The following is a 20,237-nucleotide window of genomic DNA, read 5'->3' as shown; positions in this document are numbered from 1 at the left end:
TCTGCCCCGACCTGCCTCCGTCCGCCGACCAGGAAGAGACATGATCCTCACCGAACACCCTCGCCCGTCGCACACCTTCGTGCACATCTCCGACACGCACCTGCCGGGTGAACGGTCGCCGCTGTACGGGAGCGGGGCCGACGCCGACGCGAACCTCGCGGAGATGCTCGACCGGCTCGTCGCCTCGGGGCTCCGTCCCGACGCGCTGCTGTTCACGGGAGACCTGACGGACCGGGGCGATGCCGCCGCCTACCAGCGCCTGCGCGAGCTCGTGGCGCCTGCCGCCGCGGCGCTCGGCTGCGAGGTCGTGTGGGCGGCCGGCAACCATGACGACCGCCGTGCCATGCGATCGGAGCTCGGACTCGCGGGGGCGGGTGACGAGCCGATCGTCGAGGTGCGGTGGTTCGGGGGGATGCGCGTCATCGTCGTCGATTCGACGGTGCCCGGCGCGCATTGGGGGGAGGTGCCGTCGTCGCAGCTGGATCGGCTGGAGGGAGAGCTGTCGACGGCGGCACCGCAGGGCACGCTGCTGCTCATCCACCATCCGCCCCTGCCGACGGTGCTCGACCTCGCCGTGACGGTCGAGCTGCGGGATCAGGACGCGCTGGCCGCGGTGCTGCGGGGGTCGGACGTGCGGGGCATCCTCTCGGGGCACGTGCACCATCCGTCGTTCGGCACCTTTGCCGGGATCCCCGTCGCCGTGGCCTCGTCGAGCGCGTACGGGCAGGACCTCGCGCAGCCCGTGGGTGCCACCCGCGGACAGGACGCCGCGCAGGGCTACAACCTCGTGCACGTGTACGCCGACACCATCGTGCATTCCGCCGTCTCGCTCGAACGTGGGGCGGACGTCGGCGAGCCGGTCGCCGCCGACGAGGCCGGGCGACGGATCGCCGGCGTCGGGATCGACTGGCGGGACTAGGCCGTCACGAGGTCGTCATCGGCGTCACCTCGACGTCGATCGAGCCGAACGGGAACGGGCTGACGACGCTCCAGGAGTCGCCGGTGAACTGCTCGATCGGGATCAGCGCGAACCACACGTGCGAGACGACGATCGCGACCACGACCAACAGCCCGACTCCGCGCAGGGCCCACTCCAGGGTGCGAAGCGCCGCGCGCTCGTCAGTCGCCTTCATCACGCGACCCAGCGCGAGCAGCACCATGACGGCGATGGCGATGTAGACGAGGGGGCTCGGCGCGAGCGTGAGCTGGATGCACTGCGGAGCCTCGTCCACGGGCTGACCCGCGGAGTCGATGAACCCGCCGTTCGCGTCGACGCCGCCGGGGCAGATGCCCTTGCTGGCGGTCATGAACACGGGGTAGAGGAATGCGGTGATCAGCGACCAGAGGAGGGCGCGGCGGATCGCGGCGATGACCACGGCGCCGGGGAGCGCGGCGGATGCCGTGTCCGGGGCGGTGGAGGGGGCGAGCGACATGCGGGGCTCCTTCGGGGCGGTCGTGTTCATCCTGGCGGATGTGAGGTGTGGGCGGAAGGGGGCGGGTAACAGCGCCTAGGGCGTGAGCACTCTCGTCTTGGACTCGTCGTAGAGGTACTTGCGCTCGGAATCGATCTCGACCAGGGCGCCGCGCGTATCGCGGAACCACCACGCTCCCGCCGAGTCGCAGAAGGTGAGCTCCACGTACGGCGCGAGCTTCCGCGAGGGACCCTTGGCCCAGGTGAGCCAGCGCTCGAGCCCCCGCTCGGTGAGCCGGACCTCCATCGGGTTCCGCCCACTCGGCGGAACCACTCGCGTCTTCGCCGCATAGGAGCAGACGCTGCCGAGCTGTATGCCGAGCGTCACCTCGTACACCGGCGCGGAACCGAGATTCTGGACCCGGAGCTCGACGTAGCTCTCGCCGTCCTCCCCCTGCCGGATCACGGTCCACGCGGAGACCATCTCGGCCTGCTGACGTTTCATCGCCGCTGACGCGCGATCCTCGCGGGCACGCTCGAGCCTGTACGCGCGCCAAGCGGCCCAGCCCGCGAAGAATGCGGCCACTGCCGCGAGCACCGTCATCATCGCCGCGAACGAGTCCGGATTCCAACCCCACTGCATGCTGAACGCTCCTCCGATTTCCTTGCCGCCCGTTTCGAGGCTAGCGACGGTGGCGCGGAGGGCTTGCATCGGAGCGATATCTCAGCGTCGTCGACGCGCACATGAGTAGAGACGCCACACCCCGAGACGAGATGCCCGACAATCCGCGAGTCGATCGGCTCGACTACTCAAGACGAGCTTGCGGAGGCGGCACGCGGCACGCGGCACGTCAGACGTAGGCTGGAACGTCCGCCTCCTCTCTGAGGCGCCTTCCCCTGGAGCTCCATGTCTGCAACGACGGTCGACGACCGCGCCCGCTATCGCGCCCACCCCTCGGTGCTCGATGCCCTGAAGAACCCGCGCCTGCTGACCCGCGAGGTGCTGGCCGGGCTCGTCGTCGGACTCGCGCTCATCCCGGAAGCGATCGCGTTCTCGGTGATCGCGGGGGTGGACCCGAAGGTGGGGCTGTTCTCGTCGTTCATCATGGCGGTGTCTATCGCGTTCCTCGGCGGGCGGCCGGCGATGGTGACCGCGGCGACCGGAGCCGTGGCGCTCGTGATCGCTCCCGTAGCGCCGACGTACGGGCTCGACTACTTCATCGCGACGGTCATCCTCGCCGGGATCTTCCAGGTGGTCCTCGGGGTGCTCGGCGTCGCGAAGCTCATGCGGTTCATCCCCCGCAGCGTCATGGTCGGGTTCGTGAACGCGCTCGCGATCTTCGTGTTCAGTTCCCAGTTCCCGCAACTCATCGACGTGCCGTGGTTGGTGTATCCGCTGGTGGCGCTGGGCATCGTCGTGATGCTCGTGATGCCGAAGCTCACCAAGGTCGTGCCGGCGCCGCTCGTGTCGGTGATCATCGTGACCGGCGTCGTGCTCGCCTTCGGGATCACGGTGCCGACGGTCGGCGATCAGGGTGAGCTGCCGCGGAGTCTGCCGTCGCTGTTCATCCCGAACGTTCCGCTGACGTGGGAGACGTTCACGATCATCGCGCCGTTCGCGCTCGGCGTCGCGCTCGTCGGGCTCATGGAATCGCTACTCACCGCGAAGCTCGTCGACGAGATCACCGCCACCCACTCGAACAAGACGCGCGAGTCATGGGGGCAGGGCGTCGCCAACGTGCTGTCCGGGATGTTCGGCGGCATGGGTGGCTGCGCGGTGATCGGTCAGACGATGATCAACGTGAAGGCGTCAGGCGCGCGGACCCGCATCTCGACGTTCTGCGCCGGTCTGTTTTTGTTCGTGTTGGTCGTGGTGTTCGGTGACTTCGTCGGGACGATCCCGATGGCGGCGCTCGTGGCCGTGATGATCATGGTCGCGATCGGGGCGTTCGACTGGCACAGTGTGCGGCCGTCGACGTTGAGGCGGATGCCGAAGAGCGAGACGTTCGTGATGATCGCGACGGTGGTGCTAGTGCTGATCACGCACAACCTGGCGGTCGGGGTTGTTGGTGGGGTGCTCGTCGCGTCGGTGCTGTTCGTGCGGCGGGTGGCGCACTTCGTTTCGGTTCGCCGAGTGCTGGGGCCGGCGGGCGATGTGGTGACGTACGTCGTCGAGGGGGAGTTGTTCTTCGCGTCGAGCAATGACCTGACGACGTTGTTCTCGTATACGGAGGATCCGTCACGCGTGGTGATCGACCTGTCGGGATCGCACGTGTGGGATGCGTCGACGGTTGCGGCGTTGGATGCGATCGAGACGAAGTATCAGGCGTCGGGGAAGACGGTGGAGATCGTCGGGATGAATGACTGGAGCGGGACGATGCACGGGCGGTTGACGGGCGGGTTCGAGTAGACCCCCCGGGCGACGGAGCGCTGCTAACCCCAAGCAGCTGTGGCTGCATACGTACGTCCCCGGTTTAGGCCATCATCGTGAGAGGCCCACTAGCGGGCCGACGACGAACGGGGCATGAGGATGGACGACGGGGACCTGTCCGAGATTGAGTTGGTCATCGACGGGGATGGGATCTCCCTGATCGGCCGGCGCGAACCAGTCGAGGAGTTTTTTGAGGCCAATGGACTACGGTCTCGCGAGCTGGATCTGTCCAAGCTCAAGACCGCGTTCGGAGCCGGGGCGGCTGTCACGAAGGCCGGCTCCGAGATAGCGGCGAACTCGGGGCGCTGGATGAAGCTGACCGAAGAGTCGTGGGCGGCCGCCCAAAAGCTACCCAAGGTAACCAACTCGTCGAGCGGAAACCTCCATGCAACTCTTCGGGCACCTAATGGTCAGTTCGCGAAGAACCTGCAGTTCCTCAAGACACCAGGGTCGATCCTCACAAACCCTGCGATGCTCGCTGGTGTGGCCGGAATCATGGCACAGGTTGCGATGCAACAGACCATGGACGAGATCACTGACTACCTCGCCGCAATCGATCAGAAGATCGATGACGTACTGCGCGCGCAGAAGGACGCCGTGCTCGCGGACATCATTGGCGTAGACATGATGCTCGAAGAGGCACTCACGATCCGCAAGGAGGTCGGCGGCGTCTCCGAGGTGACCTGGTCGAAAGTGCAAGCGTCCTCGATGACGATCGCCCGCACGCAGGCATACGCCTTGAGGCAGATCGAGGCATTGGCGGGGAAGCTCCAAAGCAAGTCTGTCAACGAACTCGCTGACTCGTCCAAGAAGATCGATGGCGAGGTACAGGAATGGCTCGCCGTCCTCGCACAGTGCTTCTATTTGCAGGAGGCGACGGGCGTGATCGAACTCGACCGTGTCCTGCAGACCTCCCCCGAGGAACTGGAGCAACATCGAGTCGGCCTGCAAACAGCTCGCGCAAAGCGCGCGGAACTGATCACTCGGACCACGCGACAGCTCCTCGACCAGGTCGACGAGGCCGCAACTCTGGCGAACTCGAAAGTCCTGTTCAACCCGATCGAGTCTCCGGCCATCGTGCGCTCCAGAAACAAGGTGAGCGACTCTGTCGGCACCTTCCACGAGCGACTCGGGATCGAGGGGGCAGCGGAGGTGCGGGAGTCGAGACGCTGGTCGACGGCGGCCACGGATACCCGCGACGATCTACTCAAGGCCGGTGCGGACGGATTGGACGCCGCGTGGCGCATCGGCGCGGAGGGCATCCAGGTTGCCGGGCGGGTCGGCGCCGAAAGCGTGGACAAGGCAAAGGAGATCGCTGGATCCTTCGCAGACCTCGCTGGACGCACCTTTCGTCGGCGTCCACCGAAAGACACGGCGGGCGAGTGAGTGACGAGGCGGGGCACAGGACTGGCGAATTGACCGCTAAGACCTTCCTCAGCACGTTCGCGATGCCGAAACCCGTGCGGATTACGGGTCGGAGTTCGAGCATTACAAACTCATTCGTGAACGGCATCATCCCTGTTGTCCCGCCAACCGAGGCAGAGGTTCGCGCAGCCCTCGAGACCCTCGGCATGCTCGATCGCGTGAGCTGCAGCTACTGCGGCGACACCAGCACGGAATGGGACCATCTTCGTCCTCTGGTGAGCAACCAGCGGCCGACGGGATACATTTCCGAGATCCACAATCTCGTACCCGCCTGCGGCAAGTGCAACCAGAGCAAGGGCAATAAGGATTGGCTGACCTGGATGCGCAGCACGGCCCCACTCTCTCCGAGATCTCGGGGTGTTGCTGACATCGAAGATCGCATCGCTCGCCTACAGGAGTACGAGCGCCAGGCATCCCCGACTCGTGTCGACTTCGAAGCGGCGGTCGGCCCCGACCTGTGGCAGCGGCACTGGGCGCACCACAAGCACCTGCTGGAGCTGATGCGCCTGGCCGATCAGGACGCGCAGGAAATCAGAACCCGCGTGCGGGAAGCCCATGAGGCCAAGAGACAGGCGGCGACCTAATGGCGTCCGTGATCACCTGGCTCGACGTGTCGGCAGACGAGCAGCGACGGATGCGGGAACTCGCGGCCATGTTCACGCAACGAGACAGCCGAGATGAGCTGGGCATCGGGCAGCTCCGCGACGGCATCAGCGACGCCCTGTCCCCTGGCACGTCAACCCTGCACACCCGCGCCCGCTATCTGCTGTTCGTGCCGTGGTGCTTCCAGTACGCCGCACAGTCGAGGTCACGAGGGAAGGGTGGCACGCCCCAGCCCGATGCGACCGAGCTGGAGCTGATCGAGACCCTGCGGTTCTCGCCGGATGCGGACGGTCTGCTCGGCGAGCGTGCCGGCCGGGACCTGCAGACCCTGCCGTCCTCGGTGTATTGGTCGATGCTGCAGCGGTACGGCATCCTCACCCGGCCGGCGAGCCGTGCGGAGGCGTTCGAGGCGTCGAACCCCCACGTGCACGTCGACGACGACGGCCTGACGACGTCCACCTCCCTCTGGTCGGCCCCACCGATCCCGAAAGGGTTCCCCGACGGGGTGGCTGACGGGTTCGCGCTGACCGCCGATGAGGCGAGCTGGCTGCGGGATCGCGTGCTCGAGCACGCACCCGGCACTCTTCTGGCGCATCTCGTGCAGCATCGGCCGGAGGACGACCGCCGGGCTCCGTGGGAGGACGCGGTCGCGACCCGAGCACCGCAACGGGCTGCAAGGGTCCTGCGCCATGCGCAGCATTTCGCGACGATCCTCCACGGCGCGCAACTGCTCTACAACCTGCTCCTCGCCGAGGAAGCGGACCGTGCAGAGCTCCGCGGCGACTACCGTGATCGCCTCGCCCGGTGGCCCGCGGAGCTCGCGGCGGGCTACGACGAGTGGCGTCTCGATGATCTGCTCGCCGTCCTCCGGGAGGAACGGGGCAGTAGGCTCCCGGTCGCACCCGCCGCGCAGCGGTTCGTCCAGAGCTGGACGACTCTCGTGCAGCGCAGCGATCCGGGCTCGATCGCCGATCTCCCGGAAGCTCGATCGATGATCCGAGAGCGGGAGAAGATCAAGGGTGCGAAGACGCGTCTGGGCAACCCGCAGCGGCTCGAGACGTGGAAGGGGGCGTCGGGGAGCGCTCTGCTGACGTTCCGCTGGGCGACCGTCCGGCAGTTCGCCCGCGACATCCACGAGGGGCTGGCTCGTGCTTGAACCCGATTCGCGCTCGCTGCTGTCCGAGCTGCTCCGGCCTCCGGCTGGATTCCACCTGTCGCACGCGGTGGGTACGAGCTTCACGATGACCCTCGAAGCCGCCCTGTCGATTCCCCTCGCTTTCGCTGGCGCGGTGGAGGTCGACGACGAGGTCGGCATCCTCGGGGCCGTGCGCCGGGCGACGCAGCGCATCGACCTGTTCGCCCAGGCCGGGTGCCTGGGTCTCGGCACGGCGAGCGAGCTCGTCACGGTGCTCGAGCCGATGGTGCACCCGGTGCGGATGCCGGGGAGCCGCCTGTTCCACCCGAAGGTGTGGTTCCTGGAGTTCGAGCGGAACGAGGAGCGCCGCTACCGATTCGTCTGCAGCAGCCGGAACCTCACGAACGACCGCACGTGGGATGCGGTGATCTCCCTCGACGGCGGGCCCGACGAGGATCTCGATGAGGAGACGGTGCGCTCGAACCACGTGATGGCCGGCCTGCTGGGCTGGCTGGTGGACGACGGTCGGACAGCCCCAGCGCTCGCCCCCGATCGCGCCGACCGGATCGCGCGGCTGGCGGAGGCGTGGGCCGGCATCCGCTGGGAGCATCCGGACCACGTGCGCGCGGTCCGGATGCACGCCCTCGGGATCGGGCTGCCGTCGAGCGACGCGGCACCCCGTCTCGGCGGCATCCGCACCGCCGTCATCTCCCCCTTCGTCACCGATGAGGGCGTCCGGCTTCTGCGGTCCCGGCCGGGCGGCGAGACGACGCTGCTCAGCCGCCCGGAGGCGCTGGATCGGTTGCAGCCCGAGACGCTGCAGGGACTCTCGCTGCGCGTGCTCGACGAGATGGTGGATCAGGCGCTCGCCGACGCCGAGACCTCGGCGGTCGCTGCCGGAGAGCTGCGGGGGCTGCACGCGAAGATCGTGGTGCACGACCACGCGCACAAGCAGTCGACACTGCTCGTGGGGTCGGCGAACGCCACTGGGCCAGCCTGGTCGAACAACGTCGAGGTGATGGTCGAGGCCGAGGGGCCGAAGTCGCACCTCGGGGTCGAAGCAGTGCTCGGGTCGCTTGCTCCGCTGATCGAGGAGTACACGACCGCGGGCGGCGCCAAGAGCAGCCAGGAGGACGAGGCCGACCATCGGCTGGAGAGCGCACTGCGGGAGGCCGCCCGCGCCCGCGTCGTGCTTCGGGTGAACGCGGGGGGCGAGTACACGGTCACGGTGTGGGCGGAGGGCGCGCAGGTGGTGGACGACCGGTTCACGCTGAGCTGGCGGATGCTGTCTCAGCCGGATCCGATCCCCGGGCCTCTGCCGAACGCAGACGCCCCCTACGAGTCCACGGCCCTGCGCCTGGAGCAGATCACTCCGTTCGTGGTGATCGCACTGACGGACGGCGACGGCCGCCGACGCGAAACCCTGGTGGTCGCGGACCTGCTCGACGACGTGCCGGGCCGGGGCGACGCGATCGTCGCCGCTCACCTCACTGAGCCCGGGGCGGTGGCGCGTTTCATACGGCTCATGCTGCAAGACGGGATCCTCACGTCGATCGGCACCGGCGGGGGCGGGGGCGCGTTCTCCTCGGTGTTCGGTGCGGGGGTCGCGGAGAACGGCGCCGGACTGTTGGAGCTTCTCGTGCGGGCGTCGGCCACGAACCGGTCGGGGCTCGTGGACGTGGAGCGGGTGCTTCGGCACGTGCCGGAGGATGCGCGCGGCAACGCTCTGCCGCCGGGCTTCGCCGAGGTGTGGGCGGCAGTCACGGAAGCGGCGGGTGTGGAACGATGACGGGTCTCGACGTCGACGCGGTGATGCGCGGGCTCAAGGGCTTCCAGCAGGACGCGGTAGAGCATGTGATCGACCGTTTCTACGGGTCAGGGCGCGCGAACGGCAGCGGGCGGTTCCTCGTCGCCGACGAGACCGGGTTGGGCAAGAGCGTGATCGCGCGGGGGATAATCGCCAGGGCCATCCAGGAGTTGAACGACGTCGACGCGGTGAAGCGCATCGACATCGTGTACATCTGCAGCAACGCCGACCTCGCCAACCAGAACCTGCAGCGTCTGAACGTCACCGGCGACAAGCACCTCGCGATGGCAACGAGGCTCACGCTGTTGGCGCGGGAGAGCCGCAAGCTCGCTGCCCCCGACGACACGAGCCGCAAGAAGGTGAACCTCGTCTCTTTCACCCCAGGCACGTCGTTCAAGGAGGGCGGCTGGCGCTCGGGCAACGGCGACGAGCGGGCGCTGCTGTGTGTCCTGGCGGAGGATGCACTCGGCGTGGACGAGGACGAGCCGACGCGCTGGCTCTTCCAAGGGGCTGTGCAGTCGGCGAGAAACTTCGCGGGGCGGGTGCAGTGGACGCGGGACCGCCTGGGTGAGGACGGCGCCGATCCCGAGATCGCCAGGCGGTACCAGGAGGCGATCGTCGGGGACGACCTGTGGGCGCGGTTCCTCGAGCTCCGCGAGGAGGTCCGTGTCCTGGGCGATCGCCCGACCCGCGGTCGACTGTGGCACGAAGTGATGGAGCTTGTCGCGAAGCTGCGTCGTCATCTGGCACGTGCAGGGGTGGATGCGCTGCAACCCGATCTGGTCATCCTCGATGAGTTCCAGCGCTTCCGCCCGCTCCTCGATCCGACGACCGAGGGCGGTGAGCTCGCCCACGACCTCTTCAACGCCGAGGGCGCCAAGGTCCTGCTTCTCTCGGCGACGCCCTTCAAGCCATACACGACTCAGGCTGAGGTCGGGGAGGACCACCACGCCGATTTCCTCAAGCTCATCGAGTTCCTCACCGACGACGACGCCGTCCGCGTCAGGTCGGTCAAGGACGTGCTCGACGCGCACCGTCTCGCCATGATCACCGGCGGCGACGCGACAGAATCCGCTCGCCGGGTGCGGGAGGTACTGCTTCCGTACCTGTCGCGGTCGGAGCGGCCGCCGCTCGCGCGCAACCAGGACATGGTGGTTGACCGTCCACTCGACGGCGGGGTGCCGACGGCGGTGGAGATCTCCGACTGGGCGGCGCTGCATCGGCTCGGCACGCACCTCGGAGCGCGGGTGGATCTGGAGCAGTGGAAGTCGATCCCGTACTTCGCCTCGTTCATGGACACGTACAAGTCGGGAAGCAGCGTGCGGGAGGCGTTGGAGCGTGACGATGTCACGGTCCGCGAGTTGCTGGCTGCGACTAGAGGGCTGATGCGGGACGACGTGAGTGCGCGGGAGGAGCTCGATCTCGGCAACGGGATGCTGCGCTCGCTGGCCGCCGACACGATCGGACGCGGGTGGTGGAAGCTGCTCTGGATGCCGCCGTCGATGCCGTACTTCCGGCCGGGTCCGGTCTTCTCGAGTGTGGGGGATGTCACGAAGCACGTCGTGTTCTCGGCGTGGAACGGTGTGCCGACCGCGGTCGCTGGTCTGCTCAGCCACGAAGCCGCTCGCCACGCGTATGCGGGTTCGGACCTGTCGACCGACTCGACGAGCAGCCGTCTGACCTGGGCGATCGGCGAGACGGGGCGGCCGACGCAGATGAACTCGCTCGCACTGTTCTGGCCGCATTCAGCTCTGGCCGAGTCGTGGGATCCGCTGCGGGCGGCTCGTGCGGCCGGGGGGCTCGTCGATGCGGAGGGGTTCACGGCGAGCGCGGCCACCGACGATGATGCGGCCGAGCCGTCGCATGCATTCTTCGCAACACCCGGCGCCGTGCCGGCCGGCCTGAACGCCCTGTCGGTCCTGCGGGTGCTGGATGCGCGGTCTGGCCGTTTCGCGGACTATGTACGGGCGGCGGTCGAAGCGATGGATCAGGGCCCCCGTGCACACCGTGACCTGGCCCGATTCGGCGCGCACGCTCCGGGGTCGATCGCGTATCGGGCGTTGCGCGGTGCCGCGTCGGCGGATGCAACGGAGGCGGGTGTGTGGCATGCGGCGTGGGTGCTGTCGCTCGGTCTGCGTTCGCTGTTCGCCCGGCCGGATGCCGCGGCTCTCCTCGACACGGTGGGTGCCCCGGGTGCGCACTACTGGCGCGCCGTGCTGGACTACTGCGCGGACGGGAACCTGCAGGCGGTCATCGACGAGTACGTGCACCAATTGCGCAGCGACCTCGGCGGCCGGCTGCTCGACGACGACGGACTGTGGAAGGTCGCGACGAGTGCGGCGTCGGCGGTGCGGACCAACGCGGCGACGCTGCGCGGGCACGAGGCGACTGCCGAGCGTGCGCAGATCCCGTTCCCGACGAGGTTCGCCGTGCGCTACGGCGGCACCGGCACGGACGCCGATGAGAAGGTCGCGGCGCGTCAGAGCGAAGTGCGAGCCGCATTCAACAGCCCCTTCGCCCCGTTCGTGCTGGCATCGACGAGCATCGGTCAGGAGGGGATCGACTTCCACTGGTGGAGCCACGCCGTCGTGCACTGGAACCTGCCGTCGAACCCCGTCGACTTCGAGCAGCGCGAAGGCCGGGTGCACCGGTTCATGGGCCATGCCGTGCGCAAGAACGTCGCCGCCGCCCACTGGGAGGACGTGCTGTCCTCGACGGACGGGGCGTGGGACGCCGCGTTCACTGCCGCGCGCGCGTCACCCGAGACCGAGCGGCTGGGACAGTTCGCGCCGTGGTGGGTCTACGAAGGCGACGCCCGGATCCACCGGCGTGTTGCCTCGTTCACGTTGAGCAGGGATCACGAGAAGTACGAGCGGTTGCTGGACGCCTTGACCCTGTACCGCCTCACCCTCGGGCAACCCCGACAGGAGGACATGCTGCGGTTGATGACGCAGGGTGGCGAGGAACGCGACCTTACGGCGGGGGCGATCGATTTGCGGCCACCGACCACGCACGCTTGGGTTACACGATGATCCCGAGGCAGGATTTGGTTTGAACCACGGGGGAAGGGGCTCCGGGCTTACTCAGGAAGTCGCACCAGCTTCTGCTGCACCTTGTCGTAGCCGTAGTCGACGATCTCACCGGACATGATCATCGCTACGGCCTCGTTTATAACATCGCGCGGAACGACGAACCACTCGGACGGGTCGTAGTCGCGTCCCTTCCGGTCGGTCTGCGTCAGGTCGAGGCGGACATCGGCGAATACCCGATGCAGCAGGTTCTCAAGCGCTGATGCCTTGAGGTTGTACACCCGGTAATCCGCAACGATCTTCACCGGTGCCATCAGGTACGTCGGCGACGTTGCCGCGCTCTTGACCCGTTGTTCGACACTCGTGGTTGAGAAGCCGATCTTGTGGAGGTCCTTGATGTTGGCGATGAGCGGATCGGTACTGAGTGATTGCAGCACGTATATGTGGCCGCTTTCGACGTCCGCATCAAGAATGTCGCTGGCGTCGTGCCCGGTGCGCGCCAGGACCTGCCCCTGTGTCTCATACATGCGGGTTTGGAGGCTTTTGTCGTACATCGCGGATTCGGTGCCGTTCTCGAACACCAAGCGCAGGCGTTGCTTCTTGCGGGATTCGCCGCCGATGACAAGGTCGACCTTCTCGCCGACCTCGGCGACGAAGCACATCACGCCGTTGAGGACGAAGAACACACCCTCCCGGATCAGGTCCATACCGGTGAAGGGCTTCAGCGTGAAAGTTCCATCGGCGAGCTCTGCGTGCTTCGCTTTGAACAGCGGCTCAAACTGTTCAAAGTCCTTAGCCTTCACGCGCTGTGCGACTGACTCGGCGGACTCTGGCCGCTTGATCACCGGCAAGCCAGACACGTCGAGGATCCCCGCGTCATCGCCCAGCAAATCGTCGAGATCGTCGCTCTCGAGCAGCTCATCGAGCGACGCTGGCGCTGCAGGTGCTTCGAGCAGGCCGAACTCGTCGAGGTGCTTCACCGCTTCAGCTTTCGCCTCGTTGGCGAGAAAGCCGTCCAACCGCGCACCGAGCTTGCGCTCGGCGATCTCACGCGTCTGTGAGCTGGGCACCCGCCCCTTACTACGCCGGAACTCGACGATCTCGAGAAAGGCGCGCTCCAGGCGGTCGGATGACGTGATCTTCTTCGGCTTCTCCGGGGCGTTTAGCAGCTCCTCGTCGAGGATGTCGTCGATTGTGAGGACCGCGTTCTCGTTGAACGTGAAATCGATCGGAGTCACGACGGCTCCCCCATCTCTGTCGCTGCCGCCTTCTCGGCCTCGCGATTCCGCTTCAGCCTCTGCAAGAACAGCAGCGCCGCGGCCATGCGCTTCTCCGCAGGATCATCCGAGCGCAGATCGGGGCGCTTGCCGTTGACCTGCACCCAGGTCTTGATCTTCGGGTAAAGTGCCAGCGCCTCCTCCTCCGAGAACTCGATTTTCGTCGAGGTGATCGTGTCTTGGATCAAGCGCAGCACCGACGGCGTAACCGACTTCGACAGCACCTCGAACGCCCGCTGGAACGGGTTCACCGAGTCGATGAGGTTGATGTTCAGCTCGTCGATGTTCACGAACTTCTCGGCCATCTTGATGAACCGCTTGTCACCGACTGCGCGGACTTCGCCGTTCTTGATCACCGAGTCAACGACGACTTGCTGACGAACTTCCTCGACCTGCTCCTCGGTGAGGTCGGGGTACTTCTCCCGGATGATCTTCGGAATCAGTACCTTGTTGGTCGTTTCTGCGTCGACGGAGCCCGCGGCTGCCCGGGCGAAGGTGTCGTCCTGCAGGATCGTCGCCTTCAGGTCATTCAGGTCCGTCGCGACGATCTGCTTCACGCGATCACTAGAGGGCTCCTTAAAGCCCTTGATCTTCAACTCGCCCCTCTTTGCGGGCTCATCATCGAACTTCTTCGTCTTGAAGTTGAAGTTCGGTGCGAGCACCTGCTCCATGAGCAACGAGGCTGTGATCGCCTTCAGCATGTTGTTCACCGACACCTTGATCTCGCCCTGCGAGGCGTCGGGCTCGGCGATGAGGTTCGTGAACTGAGCGTGCGACTTGCCAGGACTGTCGCGGGTGACTCGACCGATGATCTGGATCACTTCGGTGAGTGACGCCCGGTAGCCGACCGTCAGGGCGTGCTCGGCGAACGGCCAGTCGAAGCCCTCCTTCGCCATGCCCAGCGCGACGATGATGTCGACGCCGTCACGCTCCTTCGACGCGGTGTGAGACAGATAATGCAGCGTATCGCCACGCTTCTTCTGATCGGTGTCGTCGACGAGGTCCGCGACCCGCACGATCTCACCGGTGTCTCCGCGACGCACGGTGATGATGCCCGTGTCGGGATCGGTCGATTCAACGTGGCCGATCGCGTCGATGATGCGGCCGACTTCCTCGATCTTGTCCTTCGTGGACTCGCCGGAGTTCACGCTCGGGATGTGCACGATCGTCTTCTTGTCGAGGTCGAGCACCTCGTGGATCGCGTCGGTGTACCGTCCCTGGTAGAAGTGATGCCCGATGCCGAGCGACTGCAGGTACTCGTAGCCGTTGAGCTGGTCGTAGTAGTTGAACGTGACCGGCGTGAACTTCGCTTCGTCCTCAGGTGACAGCACCGGCACCGAGTCGCCGCGGAAGTACGAGCCCGTCATCGCCACGATGTGAACGTCCGATCCGTTCATCACTTCGCGGAGCAGGGCTCCCAATCGTGACGTCTCCGTGTCGGCAGAGACGTGATGGAACTCGTCGATCGCCAGCACCGTGCCGTTGAACGACTCCGGGGCCAGCTTCTCGAATGCGAAGCGCAGCGTCGCGTGGGTGCACACGAGCGCGGTGTCGGGTCCATCGAGGAACTTGACGAACGCGTCAACCTTGCCCGCCGACGAGCCCGCGTCACACAAGTTGTGCTCGTCCTTGATCTCCCAGTCAGCCCAGAAGCCGTGCTTGGTCAGCGGTGTTGACGCGAACGACGCACCGATCGAACGCTCCGGCACCGCGACGATGACCTTCTTGCGGCCCTGGTTGTAGAGCTTGTCCAGCGCCACGAACATCAGCGCGCGGGACTTGCCCGATGCCGGCGGGGCTTTCACCAGCAGGTGCTGGGCGCCGCGCTGCTCGAAGACGCGCTGCTGCATCTCGCGCATTCCCAGCGCGTCGGTGTTCACCGACGCCTTCGTCTGCGCGTACGTGACGTCGACGATGTTCACGGGCTTATTGATCGCGTTCAATGTGCAGTCCTCCGGGTCTTCTTCGCCGGGGCCGTCGCGGCCTCCTCAGCAGTCATACGCTCGTACAGCGCAAACAGGTCTGACAGACGCTGCTCGTCCGTCTCGTACGGCTTCTTCGAATAGATCGAGTCGACCAGCGCATCGACCGTCGCATGAGCGTCCCGCAGATCCTGCGGCATCTTGTCCGGGTCGTAGAGTTCGGCGAGCGTCTGCTCGCAGTGGTACTCGCGCACGTCCAGCACACGCAGAGCGGCGACCGTCAGCTTCTCCTTCATCGCCTCCGACAGAGGCGGAACCGGGAAGTTGTTGTAGACGATAAGGTTCGAGTACCGATAGTCCGTCTTCATTCTGCCCCCCACGGCACGTGTCCAGGCCATGTGACTGCGAGACGTCAGTAGGGCGAACGACCATGGCTCGGCATCGTAAACCGCATACGCGAGATTTGAAATCACAGTGTCAGAGTCCATGTATCCGATTGGGATGTACTCGCGACGCACTGAAGAGACTGAAGGTACGATGATCGACTCGGTCGGTTTGTAGCCAAAAAAGTAAAAACGATTTGGAGAATCAGCTACATCGCGGGTCGACTTTTCAGTAGATTGCCGCCGGTATTCAGCCACTCGGTCAAGCCTTCGGGCCAACTCGGGATTTAACCGAGCCCCGGGGACGGCGTTATCCGGTATCACGAGACACCAACGAGACAGCCCGTTGATGTACTCAGCGGAACCCATGTATCGCTTGATGAACTTTGCGGATGTTGGGTCGCGATCTAGCAGGTCCTTCATTTCACCTGCATCGAGTATCAAGTTCCCACCGTCGGAAGGCTTCGACCCGTAGATCATTCTCGGAAGCGTCGAGCTCAGTGCCCGCGATCTTCGATACAGATAGATGGTCGGCGCGTCCGCTAGGTACCCGTTGATGTTTTTGGCTTCGATCTGAAGCCCATCGGTGAAAATGAACTTCTGTCCCGGACGAGCAGCCCGAAGAGAAATAACGGCGACAGTCACGCCAGCGTTACGCTTGGCGTTGTTCTCCCATTTGAACGACGTGTAGGCGTACCCGATCTCGACACCCTTGTCGAAAATCGCGGGGAACATGAGTCCTACGTGTTCACCTTGCGCTACCGAATTTGTCGTGACGAATGCCAGCTCTGCTCGAGTTGCCTCAATGTAATCCGCGCCCTTAATGAACCAGATAGCTACATAGTCGAGCTTCTTGGGGTAGGCGCGCCCGAGCGCTACTTCAAAATCGGCTTTCTGCGATTTTGACTGCATAGTCGACCCGACATACGGCGGGTTCCCGATCAGGTAGATCTCCGCATCTCCGTCATTGGGGCAGACCTCGTCCCAGTCCAACCGCGTCGCGTTGCCGGCCTTGATCTGTCCCATCTCCTTCAGCGGGATCAGCGGGATCTCGACGCGGAACTTCTCGCGGAACTCCCGGTTCATCTGGTGCTTCGCGATCCACAGCGAGAGGATTGCCACCTCGACGGCAAAGTCGTCGATCTCGATGCCGTAGAAGTTCTCGATGCTGATCTTCGAGTCCGCCCAGAGCACCTGGTGCGAGGAACTCAGCTCGGCGAGCCGCTCAAGGATCGCGTGCTCGAGCTTGCGAAGCTCCTTGTATGCGATAACGAGGAAGTTGCCCGACCCACACGCAGGGTCGAACACCTTGATATCCGTGATGCGGTCCAGCAGACGCATCAGCCGCCGCTCGCTGTCTTGAGCTTCGTTGAGCTCGGTCTTCAGGTCATCAAGGAAGAGCGGTTCGATCGTCTTCAGAATGTTCGGCACCGAGGTGTAGTGCTGCCCGAGGTCGCTGCGCTTGCCTGGCGTCACGATCGCCTGGAACATCGAGCCGAAGATGTCGGGATTGATGTCGCGCCAGATGAGCGTGCCTGAGGCGATGAGCTCGTCTCGCGCCTGCTTCGTGAAGCGCGGCACGACCTGATCGTCCTTGACGGTGAACAACCGGCCGTTCACGTAGGGGAACTCGGCGAGGTGCTTGGGCTTGTCAGCCGCGTTCTCTGTATCGAGTGCCTTGAACAGGTCGGTCAGGAACTCAGCGAGGTCAGAGCCGTCGGACTGGGTTTGGGATCCGATCGCGTTCGTGAACTGGTTGTCGCCGAAGATGCCCGTGTCCTCGGCGAAGAAACAGAACAGCAGACGGGTGAAGAAGATGTTGAGCGAATGACGACCGCGCTCGTCGTCGAAGATGCCGGGGTTGCCCTGCAGGAGTTCGTCGAAGAGCTTGCCCATACGCTCGGCGGCCTTGACGTCGGCATGAGACTCAGCGACGTACTGTGCCTTCTCCATGCCGGCCCACGGCAGGAAAAAGGTGAAGTGCTGGTCGATCTCGCGGATCGGGAAACCGATTGTTTCATTCGTCTTGATGTCGTGGGCGACAAGCTCGACGTAATCCGTGACGATGACAAACCGCGTGCTGAAGCGCACCACCGCGGGGGTCGACTTGAGATCCTCGGTGACTTCAAGCGGGTCGCCGGTCGTCTCCTTGAAGTAGACGACGTTCTTCTGAGCGACCTCAGTCGAGGGGTCGACAGCGATGTTCAGCGAACCGTTGCGCAACCTCGTGACGTTGCCCTGGGGCTTTCCGTAGGCAAGCAGCAGATCGAAAATGAACTCTCGGTCATAGGTCTCGCGGCCCGCCAGAGGGACGACGCGCTCTTCGACGGCCTTGAGGCTGAGTCTCGCCATATGGGTGTCCTACTCTCACGCATGGCTCATTGGGGTAGCCGGCACAGCACGGCTCCCACCCGCCGCTCCGATGATGCGGGGCCCGCCTTCGTCAATCCTACCGATTGGTGATCGTCGGAACCCGAGATACTCGCTTCGTTAGGCGCTCGCTGCGAGCAGCCGGTTGCCCTCGCCCGGCGCGGATCGGAGCAGCAGTCAGGTCGGGCGTTCGATCGAGAGGCGCAGCCGGCCTACGGTGACCGGGCGCCTCCGCAAACCAGATGCCGTCCGCCACGTGTACTGGCCCGCCGATGGTGCGATCTGCGGGAAGGTCTGCCAAGGTGTGGTCATGTGGGAATCCTTCATCCCGGACGTCGTCGTTGCACTCATCGGGGCTGTGTTCACGGTGATGATCGCACTCATCACCTATGTGATGAAGATTCGGGTCGATGAGAAGCGCGCAATTCAGTCCCTCATCGGCGAGCTTCACCGTCGACGAGCAATAGCCGAGGGACCCGAGCCGGTGATATCTGGCGCCGAGCAGTCGCCAGACTTCGCCAGGGCCAACGCGAGCGTAGCGTCGATGCGCACGGAGATTCGCGCGACTCGCGACCGCGTTCGACAGGTGGACTCACTACAAGCGCCCCTTTCGGAGATGACTCGTTCTTGTAACCGGTACCTCGAGCTCAGCGCCGCCTATCCAGATCACTACGCGGAGTATCTCGGCGACCTTCGTCGAGAGCTGAGCCCCCAGGTGCGCCGATTGGCGGCCCTTCGCCGGGGAGTTGTGGCCCAAGAGCCAGGCGGTGGCGCGTTCTAGCGGCGAGATCGGTTGCCGGCTCGCAGTCGCGGTAGAAGCGGACCTTCGGGAGATCTCCCATTCAGTCCTCCGCGCCCCTGAACCGCTCCCCCGAGCTCACCTGCTGCGCCACCCGCCGCAACGCCAGCAACAACGGCTCCACCAACACCGACCCCAGCACCACGTACCGCACCGCAGCCTCAGCAGACTCCTCCGGCACTCCCGCGATCTCCGCGTCCGCGATCCGCCGCGCACTCGCGAGGTACTCCGCCATCACCGCCTCCGGAACGGTGAACCCGACGCGCTCCAGCCCCTGCAGCGCCCGCGCGACCGTATGCAGCACCGCGGGGTCGCACATCCCGGGCTTCCACCCGAGCTGGGCGGCGAGCGCCTCAGCGCCGGCGAGGTCCAACGCGTCATCGGCCGGCGGGGTGATCGCGGCGTGCGCAGTCCCCAGCAGCTCGTGCGGGTTCGCGGGCGGATTATCCAGCGCCGCGACCACTCTTCGCGTCTCGGCGATGCTCACCCCCGCATCGAGCAGTGCCCGGATCACCCGCAGCCGCTCCACGTGCTTCTCGCCGTACGCGGCCTGCGTCGCGGAGGTGCGCTCGCCCTCGGGCAGCAGCCCCTCGCGCAGGTAGTACTTGATCGTCGGCACGGTCACGCCGGTCTGCGCCGACAGTTCGGAAATCCTCATGGCCACCTCTTGACTTCGATAGTAGCGCTATCCATTATCGATAGCATCGCTATCCAATCGAGGAGTCGCCATGTCGAAAGTCGTCACGGGCCGCATGACCCACCGCCACGAGGGCGAGCTCGTCGTGTTCCACATCGGGATGCAGATCAACCGGTGGTGGCGCCCCGACCTGTGGATGCCGGCGTTCGTCGCCATGCCGCGCATGCTCCGCGAGCTCAGCACCGAGCCCGACTCCGGCCTCCTCGGCTACCAGCTTCTCCTCGGATCGGGCGGACCCTACGTCGTGCAGTTCTGGTCGTCCGTCGACAAGCTCTACGCCTATGCCTCCAACCCGGACCAGCAGCATCATCCGGCATGGACGGCCTTCAACCGCGCCGCCCGCAAGGCTCCGGGAGCGGTCGGCGTGTGGCACGAGACGTTCCTCGTCGACACCGCCGAGAGCGTGTACGTCTCGACGAAGCGCATGGGCCTCGCCGCCGCGACGGAGCACGTTCCCGTACCGCGACGCCATGACCGCGCGCAGGCGCGGTTCACGGACGGAAGGACAGCAGCCCCTACGGCAGCGCCCGCGAACGAGCCAACGGCGTGAGGCAGGTCGCACTCAGCTCCCAGACGGTCGTCGAGGTGCGGATGGCACGCGCCCCCGGCCACAACTCCGACGTCGCGCGATCACTCGCGATACCGCGCGCACGAGCAGGAACGCGAGCACGAGGATCACGACGGCGACCGCTGCGGTGATGGCGAACCCGGTCCAGCTGAAGAGCGACGCATCCATGCCTGGAGCCTAGCGCTCCGCCTGCTCCGCGGCGGGCTCCTCGAATATATTGCATACGTCCTTGCATGAGGTCTTGAATTGGTCACAGGCGGGCAGTTGATCTGATCGGAGAGAACGTGCGCAACCATCTCAGACTCGCCAGCCTGCTCACCGCTGCGATCCTCGGCTCGTCATCCCTCGCGGCCGTCCCAGCCGCCTCCGCAGATACCGGT

The 20,237-nt window shown here is 65.5% G+C and carries 15 protein-coding genes; 9 read left to right on the top strand and 6 right to left on the bottom strand.

All coding sequences use genetic code 11. From position 1 onward, the window contains the following. Nucleotides 1-40 precede the first annotated feature (40 nt). Nucleotides 41-919, top strand: a complete 879-nt coding sequence (locus AB0300_RS15970; protein ID WP_366216406.1) for a metallophosphoesterase — start codon at nucleotides 41-43, stop codon at nucleotides 917-919. A 4-nt stretch (nucleotides 920-923) separates the two neighbouring features. On the opposite strand, the gene AB0300_RS15965 is transcribed toward AB0300_RS15970, so the two are convergent. Together AB0300_RS15965 and AB0300_RS15960 are read right to left on the bottom strand one after the other, a co-directional pair. Further along, nucleotides 924-1,433: a hypothetical protein gene (locus tag AB0300_RS15965; protein ID WP_366216405.1), complete on the bottom strand. Its 510-nt coding sequence runs from the start codon at nucleotides 1,431-1,433 to the stop codon at nucleotides 924-926. 75 nt (nucleotides 1,434-1,508) lie between these two features. Beyond that, nucleotides 1,509-2,054: a hypothetical protein gene (locus AB0300_RS15960; RefSeq protein WP_366216404.1), complete on the bottom strand. Its 546-nt coding sequence runs from the start codon at nucleotides 2,052-2,054 to the stop codon at nucleotides 1,509-1,511. A 264-nt stretch (nucleotides 2,055-2,318) separates the two neighbouring features. Here AB0300_RS15960 and AB0300_RS15955 point away from each other — a divergent pair, with 264 nt between their 5' ends. The 6 genes from AB0300_RS15955 to AB0300_RS15930 all read left to right on the top strand — a co-directional run bounded on the left by AB0300_RS15955 (nucleotide 2,319) and on the right by AB0300_RS15930 (nucleotide 11,844). Next, entirely contained in the window at nucleotides 2,319-3,821 is a 1,503-nt protein-coding gene (locus AB0300_RS15955; RefSeq protein ID WP_366216403.1) for a SulP family inorganic anion transporter, read from the top strand. Between the two features lie 114 nt (nucleotides 3,822-3,935). Further along, nucleotides 3,936-5,228 (top strand): hypothetical protein, encoded by a 1,293-nt coding sequence (locus AB0300_RS15950; protein ID WP_366216402.1) that lies wholly within the window; start codon nucleotides 3,936-3,938, stop codon nucleotides 5,226-5,228. A 116-nt stretch (nucleotides 5,229-5,344) separates the two neighbouring features. Beyond that, complete coding sequence (locus AB0300_RS15945; protein ID WP_366216401.1) at nucleotides 5,345-5,851, top strand: HNH endonuclease; 507 nt, start codon at nucleotides 5,345-5,347, stop codon at nucleotides 5,849-5,851. Next, nucleotides 5,851-7,026: a DUF6361 family protein gene (locus AB0300_RS15940; protein WP_366216400.1), complete on the top strand. Its 1,176-nt coding sequence runs from the start codon at nucleotides 5,851-5,853 to the stop codon at nucleotides 7,024-7,026. Before AB0300_RS15945 ends, AB0300_RS15940 begins: the two co-directional genes overlap by 1 nt. Then, the gene (locus AB0300_RS15935; protein ID WP_366216399.1) at nucleotides 7,019-8,794 is read left to right on the top strand and encodes a phospholipase D family protein; all 1,776 of its coding nucleotides are present in this window, start codon (nucleotides 7,019-7,021) and stop codon (nucleotides 8,792-8,794) included. Before AB0300_RS15940 ends, AB0300_RS15935 begins: the two co-directional genes overlap by 8 nt. Beyond that, the gene (locus tag AB0300_RS15930; RefSeq protein WP_366216398.1) at nucleotides 8,791-11,844 is read left to right on the top strand and encodes a DEAD/DEAH box helicase; all 3,054 of its coding nucleotides are present in this window, start codon (nucleotides 8,791-8,793) and stop codon (nucleotides 11,842-11,844) included. The genes AB0300_RS15935 and AB0300_RS15930 overlap by 4 nt, the downstream gene beginning before the upstream one ends. A gap of 47 nt (nucleotides 11,845-11,891) precedes the next feature. On the opposite strand, the gene AB0300_RS15925 is transcribed toward AB0300_RS15930, so the two are convergent. From AB0300_RS15925 to AB0300_RS15915, 3 genes are read right to left on the bottom strand one after another with little or no spacing between them, the layout of a single operon-like run. Beyond that, nucleotides 11,892-13,079, bottom strand: coding sequence for a GIY-YIG nuclease family protein (locus AB0300_RS15925; protein WP_366216397.1), 1,188 nt, complete (start codon nucleotides 13,077-13,079; stop codon nucleotides 11,892-11,894). After that, nucleotides 13,076-15,061, bottom strand: a complete 1,986-nt coding sequence (locus tag AB0300_RS15920) for a DEAD/DEAH box helicase (protein WP_366216396.1) — start codon at nucleotides 15,059-15,061, stop codon at nucleotides 13,076-13,078. The genes AB0300_RS15925 and AB0300_RS15920 overlap by 4 nt, the downstream gene beginning before the upstream one ends. Continuing rightward, entirely contained in the window at nucleotides 15,058-17,775 is a 2,718-nt protein-coding gene (locus tag AB0300_RS15915) for a DNA methyltransferase (protein ID WP_366216395.1), read from the bottom strand. Before AB0300_RS15915 ends, AB0300_RS15920 begins: the two co-directional genes overlap by 4 nt. 328 nt (nucleotides 17,776-18,103) lie before the next feature. Here AB0300_RS15915 and AB0300_RS15910 point away from each other — a divergent pair, with 328 nt between their 5' ends. Beyond that, a complete protein-coding gene (locus tag AB0300_RS15910; RefSeq protein ID WP_366216394.1) occupies nucleotides 18,104-18,574 on the top strand; it encodes a hypothetical protein in 471 nt (156 codons plus the stop codon). Between the two features lie 61 nt (nucleotides 18,575-18,635). On the opposite strand, the gene AB0300_RS15905 is transcribed toward AB0300_RS15910, so the two are convergent. Next, the gene (locus AB0300_RS15905; protein ID WP_366216393.1) at nucleotides 18,636-19,250 is read right to left on the bottom strand and encodes a MerR family transcriptional regulator; all 615 of its coding nucleotides are present in this window, start codon (nucleotides 19,248-19,250) and stop codon (nucleotides 18,636-18,638) included. A 70-nt stretch (nucleotides 19,251-19,320) separates the two neighbouring features. Between AB0300_RS15905 and AB0300_RS15900 the strand changes: the two genes are divergently transcribed. Beyond that, nucleotides 19,321-19,839: a DUF4188 domain-containing protein gene (locus AB0300_RS15900; protein WP_366216392.1), complete on the top strand. Its 519-nt coding sequence runs from the start codon at nucleotides 19,321-19,323 to the stop codon at nucleotides 19,837-19,839. Nucleotides 19,840-20,237 lie beyond the last annotated feature (398 nt).

Source organism: Microbacterium sp. NPDC078814, assembly GCF_040702645.1.
In the GTDB taxonomy this organism is placed as follows: Bacteria; Actinomycetota; Actinomycetes; order Actinomycetales; family Microbacteriaceae; genus Microbacterium.
This window is presented reverse-complemented; position numbering and strand designations above follow the sequence as displayed.